The organism is Streptomyces javensis, assembly GCF_039525925.1.
In the GTDB taxonomy this organism is placed as follows: Bacteria; Actinomycetota; Actinomycetes; order Streptomycetales; family Streptomycetaceae; genus Streptomyces; species Streptomyces asiaticus.
On record NZ_BAAAIF010000086.1, the window covers coordinates 26,619 to 39,195 of the forward strand.

11 protein-coding genes are annotated in these 12,577 nt (G+C 71.6%); 8 read left to right on the forward strand and 3 right to left on the reverse strand.

All coding sequences use genetic code 11. From position 1 onward, the window contains the following. Nucleotides 1-41 precede the first annotated feature (41 nt). Together ABD329_RS42150 and ABD329_RS42155 are read right to left on the reverse strand one after the other, a co-directional pair. Entirely contained in the window at nucleotides 42-758 is a 717-nt protein-coding gene (locus tag ABD329_RS42150; protein WP_214665691.1) for a GntR family transcriptional regulator, read from the reverse strand. Nucleotides 759-787: 29 nt separating this feature from the next. Further along, nucleotides 788-1,678: a dihydrodipicolinate synthase family protein gene (locus ABD329_RS42155; RefSeq protein WP_309142947.1), complete on the reverse strand. Its 891-nt coding sequence runs from the start codon at nucleotides 1,676-1,678 to the stop codon at nucleotides 788-790. A 126-nt stretch (nucleotides 1,679-1,804) separates the two neighbouring features. On the opposite strand from ABD329_RS42155, the gene ABD329_RS42160 reads away from it, so the two are divergent. The 8 genes from ABD329_RS42160 to ABD329_RS42195 all read left to right on the forward strand — a co-directional run bounded on the left by ABD329_RS42160 (nucleotide 1,805) and on the right by ABD329_RS42195 (nucleotide 11,709). Then, the gene (locus ABD329_RS42160; protein WP_198281576.1) at nucleotides 1,805-3,160 is read left to right on the forward strand and encodes an MFS transporter; all 1,356 of its coding nucleotides are present in this window, start codon (nucleotides 1,805-1,807) and stop codon (nucleotides 3,158-3,160) included. Nucleotides 3,161-3,251: 91 nt separating this feature from the next. Then, nucleotides 3,252-4,250 carry a dihydroxyacetone kinase subunit DhaK gene (locus tag ABD329_RS42165; RefSeq protein WP_344317817.1) on the forward strand — a complete coding sequence of 333 codons (999 nt, stop codon included), beginning with the start codon at nucleotides 3,252-3,254 and terminating at the stop codon, nucleotides 4,248-4,250. Between the two features lie 137 nt (nucleotides 4,251-4,387). Further along, nucleotides 4,388-5,080, forward strand: coding sequence for a dihydroxyacetone kinase subunit DhaL (gene dhaL / locus ABD329_RS42170; protein WP_198279821.1), 693 nt, complete (start codon nucleotides 4,388-4,390; stop codon nucleotides 5,078-5,080). 211 nt (nucleotides 5,081-5,291) lie between these two features. Then, the gene (locus tag ABD329_RS42175) at nucleotides 5,292-8,723 is read left to right on the forward strand and encodes a protein kinase domain-containing protein (protein ID WP_198279822.1); all 3,432 of its coding nucleotides are present in this window, start codon (nucleotides 5,292-5,294) and stop codon (nucleotides 8,721-8,723) included. 100 nt (nucleotides 8,724-8,823) lie between these two features. Then, nucleotides 8,824-10,191 (forward strand): protein kinase domain-containing protein, encoded by a 1,368-nt coding sequence (locus ABD329_RS42180; RefSeq protein WP_198279823.1) that lies wholly within the window; start codon nucleotides 8,824-8,826, stop codon nucleotides 10,189-10,191. A 69-nt stretch (nucleotides 10,192-10,260) separates the two neighbouring features. Beyond that, entirely contained in the window at nucleotides 10,261-10,416 is a 156-nt protein-coding gene (locus ABD329_RS42185; RefSeq protein ID WP_198279824.1) for a hypothetical protein, read from the forward strand. Between the two features lie 33 nt (nucleotides 10,417-10,449). Further along, nucleotides 10,450-10,770, forward strand: coding sequence for a nuclear transport factor 2 family protein (locus ABD329_RS42190; RefSeq protein WP_198279825.1), 321 nt, complete (start codon nucleotides 10,450-10,452; stop codon nucleotides 10,768-10,770). A gap of 45 nt (nucleotides 10,771-10,815) precedes the next feature. Beyond that, a complete protein-coding gene (locus ABD329_RS42195) occupies nucleotides 10,816-11,709 on the forward strand; it encodes a MerR family transcriptional regulator (protein WP_198279826.1) in 894 nt (297 codons plus the stop codon). 261 nt (nucleotides 11,710-11,970) lie between these two features. Here ABD329_RS42195 and ABD329_RS42200 read toward each other — a convergent pair whose 3' ends face one another. Further along, nucleotides 11,971-12,384 carry an AMP-binding protein gene (locus ABD329_RS42200; protein ID WP_198279827.1) on the reverse strand — a complete coding sequence of 138 codons (414 nt, stop codon included), beginning with the start codon at nucleotides 12,382-12,384 and terminating at the stop codon, nucleotides 11,971-11,973. Between the last annotated feature and the right edge of the window lie 193 nt (nucleotides 12,385-12,577).

The following is a 12,577-nucleotide window of genomic DNA, read 5'->3' on the forward strand; positions in this document are numbered from 1 at the left end:
GAGTCTCTGTCCGGCGGGGCCTGGCGCGCTCTGCGCGGCGGTCAGTCGCCGCCCAGCGCGCCGCCGAGGTCTTCCACCGTCCACTGCTGCACCTCGTCGACATGGAGCGCCGCGGCGGCCATGGCGGCCTCCGCGTCCCGGTCCAGCATCGCGTCGACGATCTCCAAATGGCGACGGGTGGACCCGGCGATGCGGTGCGGGCCGGTGGCGCCCAGGACCCGCAGCCACTGGACGAACGGCTCGACCGAACTGCGCGCCCGCACCAGGCGGGTGTTGCCCGCGTGGGTCACGATCAGGTTGTGCAGCCGGAAGTCGCTCTCGAAGAAGGGCTCGAAATCCCCCCCATCCGCGTGGCGCTTGGCCGTCACGATCTCCTCGCGCAGCTCTCGCAGCAGCGCCTCGGGCATCGTCCGGGCCGACAGACCGGTGGCCACCCACTCGATGCCTTTGCGCAGCTGGCACACCTCGACCACATCGTCGGCCGTCGGCTGGACCACGAAGGTGCCCGACCGGGGGCGGGTGACGATGAGCTGGTCGTACTCCAGCCGGTTGAGCGCCTCGCGCACCGGGGTCTTGGACGTGCCGAACTCCTCGGTGAGGTCGTTGATGGCGATCCGCGAGCCCGCCTTCATCCGGCCGTGCACGATCCGGTGCCGCAGCACGCGATAGATCTGGTCGGGCAGCTTTTCCACCACCACCGGCTGCTCGGGCGCGCCGAGCGGAGAAGCCGTCGGAGGGGACGGGGTTGGGGGGTTCATCGAGCTCACCTTCTACGATCGCGGTCCGGTCAAGGAGCCGTCAGCAGACCGGCCTTCCCCAGGGCGTCGGCGATGACGGCGCGCTCCTCGTCTGTCGCGGGAGTGAACGGGTGGCGCGGCAGACCGCCGTCGCGGCCCTGAAGCTTCAGGGCCGCCTTGAGCCTGGCCGGCAGGTTGGGGCCGTCGATCGCGCGCCAGACCCCCAGTATGACGTTGTGGAGGCGCAGCGCCTCGCCGTGGTCCCCGCGCCGGACGGCCTCCCACAGCTCCACGCTGAGCCGGGGGGTGACGGTGGGGATGGCGGCGAGCGCGCCATGGGCACCCATGGCGAACGCCGGGTAGTGCAGGTCGTCGAGGGCGGCGAGGATCGTGAAGCGGTCGCGGACGCGGTGCAGCAGATCCGCGAGCAGATGCATGTCGCCGCCGCTCTGCTTGACCGCGATCACCTCCGGGACGTCGCCGAGCCGCTCGATGACGTCCACCGGGACCAGCGCCCAGGGCACCACGTTGTAGACGACGATCGGCAGGCCCACCGTGGCGCCGATGCGGCGGAAGTAGTCGACGGTCTGGTCCGCGTCGGGGGCGAAGACATAGTGGACCGGGGTGACTTGAAGGGCGTCCACCCCGGCTTCCTTGAGGGCCCGGCCGTAACGGATGGCCTCCGCCGTGGAGTTCTGGATGACGCCGCCGATCACCGGGACCCGGCCGTCCACCTCCTTGACGACCCGGGCGCAGATCGCGGCGCTCTCCTCTGCCGACAGGGCGTGCCCCTCGCCGGTGCTGCCGCATGCGCAGATGGCCGTGACGCCGGAGTCCAGCAGGTACTGGATCTCGGGGCCCAGCAGGTCCAGATCCACCTGGTCATCGGCGTCGAACGGGGTCACCACGGTCGAGATGATCCCGTGCAGATCGAGTGTCACGTTGTCTCCCTCGTGCGTCGACGGCCCCGCGAGCGCCGCCTGCGGTGATTCCGGGGTGCTGATCCCTGGACGGAACCCATGACGCAAGCCTAGCATCTGAAATCTGAAATATCAGAGAGGACTCAGATGCTCACCCCTGCCTCAGCATTGAGTCGGACGACGCTTCCCGGCGCCGACCGCACCGCCGCCCGGCGGGTCGCCGTCGCCAGCGCCCTCGGCACGACCGTCGAGTACTACGACTTCACGCTCTACGCCACCACCGCGGCCCTCGTCTTCGACCACGTCTTCTTCCCCTCGGTGAACGACGCGGTCGGGACCCTGGCGGCGTTCTCCACCTTCTTCGTCGGCTATCTCGCCCGCCCGCTCGGCGGCGTGATCTTCGGCCACTTCGGCGACCGGCTCGGCCGCAAGACCGTCCTGGTGACCACCTTGCTGCTGATGGGCCTGGGCACCTTCTGCATCGGCCTGCTGCCCTCGTACGACACCATCGGCATCGCCGCGCCGATCCTGCTGGTCCTCATCCGGCTGATCCAGGGGCTCGGCATGGGCGGTGAGTACGGCGGCGGGGTGCTCATGGCGCTGGAGTACGCACCGCGCGAACGGCAGGGCCTGTACACCAGCCTGGTGCACATCGGGACCCCGGCCGGGGTGCTGCTGCCGGTCGGTCTGGTGAGCGTCCTCAGCGCCACCATGTCCGAGAGCTCCTTCGACGCCTGGGGCTGGCGGATACCGTTCCTCGCCAGCATCGTGCTGGTCGGCCTCGGGCTGTATCTGCGCTTCACCCTGAGCGAGAGCCCGGAGTTCCAGCGGTTGCGCGCCGACCGCGAGGTGAGGAAGATCCCGCTGCGCGGGCTGGCCGACGGCCATCTGGGCTCGGTGGGCTGCTCGATCATCGCCAAGATCGCGGAGAGCGGTCTGTTCAACGTCTACTACGTCGTGGCGCTCGCCTACGCGACGGATGAACTCGGCGTGGACAAGCAGCCGGTGCTCATCGCCATCCTCATCGCCTGTGCGCTGGAGTGTCTGGCTCTCCCGCTGTTCGGCGCGCTCTCCGACCGCGTCGGACGCCGACTGGTCTATGTGGGCGGCGCCCTCTTCCAGGCGCTGCTGATCGTGCCGTTCTTCCTGCTCGTCCAGACCCGCGACCCGGTTCTGATCACCCTCGCGATGACGCTGGGCCTGGCGATCGGGCACGGCGCGATGTACGGCGCCCAGGGCGCGCTGTTCGCCAACCTCTACCCGGTCGCCCTGCGGTACACCGGTCTGTCCGTCAGCCAGCAGGTCGGCGCCACGCTGGGCGGGGGTCTGTCACCACTGCTGGGCACCGCGCTGATCACCGCCTTCGGCGGTAGCCCGACCGGTGTCTGCCTCTACGCCGTGGGTGTCGTACTGCTGTCGGGGGTGTGCACCCTCGCCCTGCGCCGCGGTGACCACCGGCCTCTGCGGTGGCGCCCCGGAGGTGCGCCGACCGCCGCGGAATGAGCGCGTCCGGAGCCCTCCCGCCCCCTCCCCTCACCATGGGGCCCGAGCGGAACCGCCCGCCCGCCCTCACCTCGTCAAGGAAGTCATCTCCATGCCGCGCTACTTCGCCGACTCGGCCGAGTCGATCGTCGCCGACGCCCTCGCCGGATTCGCCTCCGCCCACGCCGACCTCGTCAGCCACCACCCCGACCACGGTTATCTGCGCGCCCGCGACCGCTCTCCGGAGCGCCGGGCCGGATTGGTCTCGGGAGGCGGTTCCGGCCATGAGCCGCTGCACGCGGGGTTCGTCGGGGCCGGGATGCTGGACGCCGCCTGCCCCGGCCGGATCTTCGCCTCGCCCCACAACCGTCAGATCTTCGAGGCCAGCCGCGCCGTCGCCGGACCCGAGGGGGTGCTGCACATCGTCAAGAACTACACCGGCGACCGCATCAACTTCGGCATCGCCGCCGAACGCCTCGCCCATGAGGACATACCCTGCGCCCGCGTCCTGGTGGACGACGACCTCGCCACCGACTCCGAGGACATCGTGGTGGGCCGGCGCGGGACCGGCGCGACCCTGATCGTGGAGAAGATCCTCGGCGCCGCCGCCGACGAGGGACGCGGACTGGACGAACTCGCCGTACTCGGCGCCGAGGTGACCCGGCGCTCCCGCAGCCTGGCCGTCGCCTCCGCCGCCCACACCACGCCCGGCACTGGGGGCCGGGCCTTCGAACTGCCCGATGGGGTCCTGGAGTTCGGCGTCGGCATCCACGGGGAGCGCGCCGAGGGCACCACCCCCGTCATACCGCTCGGCCGGCTCGTCCGGATGATGACCGCCCGGCTGCTGGCCGCGCTGCCCGACACCCCTCGGCCGCGTGTGCTCGCCCTGGTCAACGGGCTCGGCGCGACGACCTCACTGGAGCTGTACGGCATCCATCACGCCCTCACCGAGGCTCTGGACGAGAACGGCGTCGCCCTCGACCGGTCCCTGACCGGAACGCTGGTCAGCGCCCTCGACATGCGCGGCTTCTCGCTGTCCCTGCTCGCCACCGATGACGAACTGCTACGGCTGTGGGACGCGCCTGCCCGCACCCCCGCCTGGCCGCTGTGACTCCCTCACGTGTGACTCCCTCACGTGTGACTCCCTCACGTGTGACTCACTCACGACCGGCCGAACGGCCCCGAGCGGCGGGGCCACCGCGCATGCTGCCGACCGCACGACCACCGATTCCCGAGGAGTTCGCCGCCATGTCAGCGACGCCGACGTCCGTCCCACACCACCTCACGTATGACACCACCGCGGCCTGGCTGAGCCGCTTCGCCACCACGGCCGAGTCGGTGGAGCCCGAGCTGACCGCCCTCGACCAGCGGGTCGGCGACGGTGACTTCGGCACCAATCTCGCGGGCGGGATGGCACGGGTGCGCCGGGCGCTCGACGCGCTGTCCGACGCCCCGCCCGCCGACCGTGACTCCCCCGCCGTGCCGCTCGCCACGGCGGCACGGGTCTTCCTCGACGATGTGGGCGGCACCAGCGGCCCGCTGTTCGGACTGCTGCTCCAGGAACTCGCCGCCGCCGTCGCCACCAACCCCGCCACCGCGGGCACCCACGAACTGGCCGCGGGCACCGCCGCCGGCACGGCCGCGATCCAGCGGGTCGGCGAGGCCGAGGTCGGCGACAAGACACTGGTCGACGCACTCGTCCCGGCCGCGCGGGCGCTCGCGGAATGCGCCCCGGACACCGAGCCCGGCCAGTCGCTCCACCAGGCGGCGGCCGCCGCCCACGAAGGCGCCCGCGCCACCACCGATCTGCGCGCCCGGCGCGGCCGCGCCAGCTATACGGGCGACCACGCGCGCGGAGTACCCGACCCCGGCGCCATGGCCATCGCCCTGCTGTTCGCCTCGTACGACGACCCGCTCAGCTCACTGCACCACCTGCCGTAGCTCCGACCGCGATCACGGCGAACTCCTGGCCCCGGCCGCGACTCCCGGGTCGCCGACGGCGCGCTGCCGCACCCCCGCGGTGAACCCGAGACATCGACACCAGGATCGACGACGTCACATACTGACCCTCGTCGAAATCTGACAACGGGGTCTTCCGCGTCCGGGTCTTCCAGGACGGCGACTTCTGCCGCACTCACGATGAGGAATCGCAGTGAACGCACCTACGTCGCCGACCGTTTGGGTGACCGGCGAGACCGTCGACGGCCGGTACCGGGTGATCGGCGAGCTTGGCCGGGGCGGGATGGGCGTCGTGCACCGGGTACGGCATCTCGCCTGGGGCATCGACATGGCGGTGAAGAGTTCGCGGCCCGAGCTTTTCCGGAGCCCCGGCGACCAGGAGCTGTTCGTCAGGGAGGCCGAGGCGTGGGTGTCCCTCGGGCTCCATCCGAACGTCTGCGCATGCCATTACGTGCGGGTGATCGACGGTGTCCCCCGCGTGTTCGCCGAGTACGTCGACGGCGGCAGCCTGGCCGAGTGGATCGGCGACGGGCGGCTCCACGCCGGGGGCGGGCGGCAGGCCCTCGCCCGGGTTCTCGACACGGCAGTCCAAGCGGCCCGTGGGCTCGAGCACGCCCATCGCAGGGACCTGGTGCACCAGGACGTGAAGCCGGCCAACATCCTGCTCGACGGCACGGGCGTCGCGAAGATCACCGACTTCGGTCTCGCCCGGTCCAAGGCCACCACGGCCACGGCCCCGGGTGACCTCCAAGTGGCGCCGGACGTCAGCGTGTTGGTGCCGTCCGGCGGCATGACGGTCGGCTACGCGTCCCCCGAGCAGCTCGCGGGCGAGCCCGTCGGGCGGCGCAGCGATGTCTACAGTTTCGCGGTCTCGGTCCTGGAGATGTTCACCGGCGGTGTGCATTGGGCGGCTGGTTCGGTCGCGGGTCTCGCGCTGGAGGAATACCTGGCCAACCCCTCGAATCCGGTCGCGGCGCCACCGGAAGTCGCCCACCTGCTCCGGCGCTGCCTGCGGCAGCACCCGGCCCGCCGGCCGGCCTCGATGGCGGACATCGCGGATGTACTGACCGGGATCTACGAGCAGGTGACCGGCTCGGCGTATCCGCGTCCCACGTCGCAGGCCGCCGATCTGCGCGCCGACGAGCTCAACAACCGTGGCCTCTCGCTCCTCGACCTGGACCGGGCCGCCGATGCCGAGCAGTCCTTCGACCAGGCGCTCGCGGTCGACCCGCACCACGTCGGGGCCGTGTACAACGGTGGCCTGTTCCGCTGGCGTACGGGGGCGATCACCGATGGGGAACTCGTCGCCCGGTTGGAGGCGATCCCGCCCGGCTCCGGCGCGTCCTCCTGGCAGGTGCGACTGCTTCTGGCCCGGGTCCACCTCGAACGCGGCGACCTCGCGGCGGCACGCGACCTGCTCGACACCCTCGCCCGCGAACGGCCCGACGACACCGACGTACGGGCGGCGCTGCGGGTGGCGGCCTCCGGAACCGTGGCCGATGCCCGCCACACCGGCACCCGCGAATTCCGCGAGCCGTTCGCGCTGCCGTTCGCACCGGTGAAACTGCTCGCCCGGCACGAGGTGATGGGCTACCTGCCGATCCGGTTCGCTCCCGACGGACGCCTCGCGCTGAGCGGCCATTGGGACGGCGTGCTCCGGCTGTGGGACACGGCGACCGGCGCACAGCGGTTGGCGGTCAAGGGCCACCGCACGCAGGTGCTCGGCGTCGACCTCACCCCCGACGGCTCATACGCACTGTCCACGAGCCGCGACGGCACGGTGCAGTTCTGGGATCTCCGGGCGGGCAGGTGTACCCGCGTCATCCGCTCCGTCGCACGCGCCACCGGGTGCCCGGTCAGGTTGAGCGCCGACGGCCGCATCGGTGTGTGGCAGGGTGCGGACGGGCGCGTCCAGGTCTGGGAACCGCGGACCGGGACCTGCCGGTGGTCGCTCGGGGAAGCGTTCAAGGGCGACTACCTGGACGGCTCGCGGTACGAGGTGAGCACCGACGGGCGCCATGTGCTCACCGCCGAGGAGGACGGGGCGCGGCTGTGGAGCGTGGCCGATGGCCGGTGCCGGGTGCTGGCCGCCGGCTCGGCGGCGCAGGCGCTGTGCTTCAGCCCGGACGGACGGATGGTCGCGGTGGCCGGCGAGGACCGGGTGATCCGGTTGTGGGATGTGGGGGACGGCCGGCAGGTCCGTATGATGCGTGCGCTGACGGGACTGACGGCCGCGGCCAGTCACCTGGCCTTCGGCGACAGTGGGCGGCTGCTGCTGTCCGGAACGACCGGCGACCACACCGTTCAGCTCTGGGAGCTCAAGCGCGGCCGGTGTCTGCGGACCTTCACCACCCACGCGTACGGAATGCACCACGTCGGGTTCCCGGACGGCGACGACCGGTTCGGCTGCTCCGTCGGCGGCCATCCCGAACTGCCCATGCATCGCTGGCGGTTGCCCGATGCCGAATACGCCGCCGAGCCGCACATGTTCAAGCCGCGCGAGTACGCGGAGGTCAGCCGGCTCGGCGGACTGGCCGAGGAACTGCTCGCCGACGCACGCCAGGCGATGTCGAACGGCCGGCACCGGTCAGCCTTCGCCCTGCTGGCCCGGGCACGGGAGATACCGGGATACGAGCGCGCGCCCCAGGTCCTGGCCGCCTGGCACGAACTGGGCCGCTCGGCGCGCCACGTACGGCTGCGCTCCGCCTGGTCACGGCCACTGGACGCCGGCCACCTCTCCTACGGAGCCATCACGGCGATCGGTGTCGCCGCGGGTGTCCGGCTCGCCGTCAGCGGGCAGAGCGACGGCACGGTACGGATCTGGGACCTGGACAGCGGCGTGTGCACGCGTGTCCTCGACGATCACCCGGGCAGGGTGGGCGGGGTGGCGTTGAGCGACGACGGCCGGCACCTCCTGTGCGAGGGCACCAAGCCGCTCGCGATCATTCGGCGGCGGCTGGCGGACGGCGAGTGCCGTCGGCTGACTCCGGACCGGGACATGACGCGGGCCATCATGTTCACCGGCGACGGAAGGTACGCCTGGCTCGGCGGCGGCGACGGCGTCCTGCGCCGATGGGACCTGGACGACGACCGCTGCGTCACGACGATCCCCCGGAACGGCCCGGTCAACGTGATCTCCACGTCCGCGGACGGAAGGCTCGCGGCGGTCGGCGACTCCACTGGCGTGGTCCGGCTGCGGGACCTCGACACCGGAGCCTGCCTGCGGACCTGGACCGGCCCCGGGGAGCCGATCCTGTCGGCGTGCCTGAGCCCCGACGGCCGCCTCGCCATGTCCACACACCAGGTCATGTCCTCGGGCGCCAAGGACGAACCGATCCGGCTGTGGGACGCCGGTTCCGGGCGATCCGTACGCGAGTTCGCGGGGCACGAGGGCTGGGTCTCCGCCGTGCGGTTCACACCCGACGCCCGGTTCGCCTTCTCGGCCGGCCACGACAGAACCGTACGGATGTGGGAGGTCGCCACCGGCCGATGCCTGCACGTACTCGAAGGGCACCAACAACGCATCCGGCACCTCGAACTCACCCCCGACCTGCGCAACTTGGTGTCGGCGGGAGACGACGGCCTCCGGCTCTGGGACCTCGACTGGGAGCTGGAGGCCGACTGAGCGGCGCGGGACGCGTACTGTCCGACGCCGCGGACGGCACGCTCACGTTCACCGTCTCGCCCCCGAAGCCCTCCCCTCACCCACAAGGAGACGATCCTCCGTGACGCCCTCGGCCACCATCACGCTCACCCTCGTCGAGGGCCGGATGAAGCCCGGCGCGTACGTCTTCGAGGAGCGCACCACCTGCGTCCTCGGCCGCTCCACCGACTGTTCGCCACGACTGCCCGACGACCCCGACCACAAGACCGTCTCCCGCCACCACTGCCTGCTCGACATCAACCCGCCGGACATCCGCATCCGCGACTTCGGCAGCCTCAACGGCACGTACGTCAACGGTGAGAAGATCGGCCAGCGGCGCCGGGGCCTCACCCCCGAGGAGGCCGTCGCGGATTCCTACCCCGAGCACGACCTCAAGGACGGCGACCGGATCCGCCTCGGTGACACCGTGTTCCGCGTCGACATCATGCGGTCGCAGGTCGCCACAGTGAGGCTCGCGCGCTGCGCCAAGTGCGAGCGGGAGCTGGGCGACGAGGCGGGCGGCCGCTCCGGCGAGTTGTTGTGCGCCGCCTGTCAGGCCCGGCCCGACGCCGTGCTCAAGCTGCTGCTCGAGCTGGCGCACGGCGGCCGCGCCGACCTCAAGGCCATCCGCGGCTACTCGGTGATCCGGGAGCTCGGCCGTGGCGGCATGGGCGCGGTGTACCTGGCCCGGCACGAGGCCACCGGCGTGGAGGTGGCGCTGAAGGTGATGCTGCCGAAGGTGGCGGCGAGCGAGACGGCGCGCGCCCGGTTCCTGCGCGAGGTGGCGCTCACCCGGGCGATGAAGCATCCGCACGTCGTCGCGCTGCACGACGCGGGCTTCGGATACGGAACCTTCTATCTGACAACCGAGTTCTGCACCGGCGGCAGCCTGGACCGGCTCGTCGCGAAACGCGGCGGGCGGCTCCCGGTCGAGGAAGCGGTGCCCATCGCGGTGCAGGCGCTCAAGGGCCTGGAACACGCGCACGGGCAGGGCGTCGTCCACCGCGACCTGAGCCCCTCCAACATCCTGCTGCACAGGGAGGCCGACGGCTCGACGACGGCGAAGATCGCGGACTTTGGCATCGGAAAGGCCTTTGACCAGGCGGGCCTGAGCGGGCTGACACGCACCGGCACCACGGCGGGCAAACCGATGTTCATGCCGCGCCAACAGGTCATCGACTTCCGCAAGGCGACCCCCGCCGCGGACGTCTGGGCATTCGCCGCCTGCATCTACCACACGCTGACCGGAAGGACCCCGCGCGAGTTCCCGCGCGCGAAGGACCCCTGGCAGGTCGTCCTGCAAGAGCCGGCGATCCCGATCCGCCGCCGCGACCCGGCCGTCCCACGACGCCTCGCGGAGGTCATCGACACGGCGCTGCGGGAGCACCCCGAGACCGGCTACGCGAGCGCGGCGGAGCTGCGCGGGGCGCTGGAGCGGGCCGTGCGGTGAGCCCTGGCCGCGGCAGCCACGCGGGAGCCGCTTGAGTCTCTCCCAGCGGGAGGGTGCAGGCTCGCGGTCATGAGCAGCACGGAGCGCCGCATGCCGCCGCACCACTCGACGCCGGCGTATGCCGCGGCCAGGAGCGTGCCCTGGCTGCCCACCGCACGGGACTCGCTCGCGAACGCCCTCGAGGACCTGACGCGGGCCCTCGGCGGCACCATAAGGACCCTCTGATTCCATCCCCCCACCACGCCACAGGAGAAGACCATGCGGGACATCCAGGGCTTTGCCGAGGAGTACTTCGGAGCGGCGGTCGACCCCAACCGGGAGCGCTACTTCTCACTCTTCGGCGACGACGTCGTCGTGCACGACGACGGCCGCAGCCACCACGGGCTCACGGCGGTGCGCCGCTGGCGCGCCGAGGTCCCTTCCGTACGCTACGACCTGCGCGAGGTCACCGGTACGGCCACCGCGTGCGAGGCTGTCGCGGCGGTCTCCGGCGACTTCCCCGGCAGCCCGGTCACCCTCCGGTTCGCCTTCACCCGCGACATACAGGGGAAGATCACCCAGCTGGACATCGAACCCTGATATCGAGATGGCTCCGGTCCGGACGAGGACCACGAGGAGGACACCGTGGCTGAGCTACTGACCATCGGAGAGTTCTCCCGCATCACGCATCTGAGCATCCGCACCCTGCGCCGCTACCACGAGCAGGGGCTCCTCGTCCCGGCAGAGGTCGACCCGGCCACGGGCTACCGCTACTACGCGCCCGCACAGGCCCGGCCGGCGCTGACCATCAAGCGGCTGCGCGAGCTCGACCTCCCGCTACCGGACCTCCGGCGCTTCCTGGAGGCGGAGTCCGCGGGCGAGGGCGCGACGGGCCATGGCGCGACGGGCTGTGACGCGACGGGCCATGGCGCGGCGCAACAGATCGTCGCCGCCCACCTGCGCCGGCTCGAAGACCGGCTCGGTCGCACCCAGCGAGCGGTCCAGGCGCTGCGAGAGCTCCTCGACCCGCAGGCCCAACGGGCGGTGAGCCTTGAGGTTCTTCCACCTCAGCGCGTTCTCGCCGTCTCCCTGGACGTTCCGCCCGGAGCCGAGCTGAGCTGGTACGACGCGGCGATGCGTGACCTGGACGCGGCAGTCGGCCGACGTCCGGTGCTCCCGCCCGGCGGCCGCTACGAACACACGATCTTCACCGAGGGCCACGGCCGTGCCACCGTCTATCTCCCGGCCGAACCGCCCCTGCCGCCAGGAGCGTCCGATGCCGTGCGGGAGCTCCACCTGCCTCAGCGGACAGCCGCCGTCGCCACCCACTGCGGTCCGCACGACGACCTCGACCTCACCTACGCCGCCGTCGGCACCTTTGCCGCCCGAAACCGCCTGCGCTCTGCTGACCTCGTCGAGGAGATCTATCTCGTCGGGCCGCGCGACACCGACCAGCCCGACCGTTGGCGCACCCTCGTGGCGTGGCTGCTCGCCTCCGACAGCGCTCGATCGTCCGACAGCACTCAATCGTCGGCGTAGAGACAGTTCGGCGTAGAGACAGTGAGGCCAGGCGCGGCCGGTCACACCGCACTGCGCGAGCGGCCCCGCCTACGGGCTGTGCCGGGAACGGAACGAGGGAGTCTTGGTCAGCTGTCGGCCCCGGCCGCGCGATCACGGCGAGGGCCTGCGGGTCCCAGACCTCGGGCCCCACGTACTCCTCGCGCCCTCGGCCGACCGGATCCTTCGAATCCGGCCAGAGCGAACCGACCCGGAGCGAGCGCCGACAGCTCCCGGGCCCGGTCAGCGTTCTCGACATCGATCGGCGTACAGCACGTCGACCGACGTCGAGACCAGAATCCGCAGCTGCGCGTCGACGGGCAGGATCCGGGCCGACGAACCCGGGTTCGTCGTGCGCAGATAGCAAACGGCGGCGCCCAGCCGGTGTGCCGCGTAGCGCACGTAGAACATCATGGGGCTGTTGGACGCCACCAGGATGCCGACAACGCTGCCAGGTCCGGCTCCAAGCGACCGCAGACGCTCGGCCGCGCGGGTCACCGCATCGGTGAACTCGCCGCCGCCGGCCTCGACGCCCTGTGCACCTTCCTCACCGACACCGTCGGCCCCCTCGACGGGGTCACCGCCATCGACACCACCCCGCTGCCGGCGACCGTCAAACGCACGGGCCTGATCCGCCACTGACGACAGCGGCGGCATCTCGAACGGTGGCCGGGGCGACGGCGAATGGGGGCGGACTGCCCGGCCCGGCGCCCGCGGTCCCCCTGAGCCGGCCGCATCCTGATCACGGGAGCGGTCAGCCCTTGCGGGTCTTGACCTCCTCGGTCAGCTGCGGGACGACCTCGAAGAGGTCGCCGACCACGCCGTAGTCGACCAGGTCGAAGATCGGGGC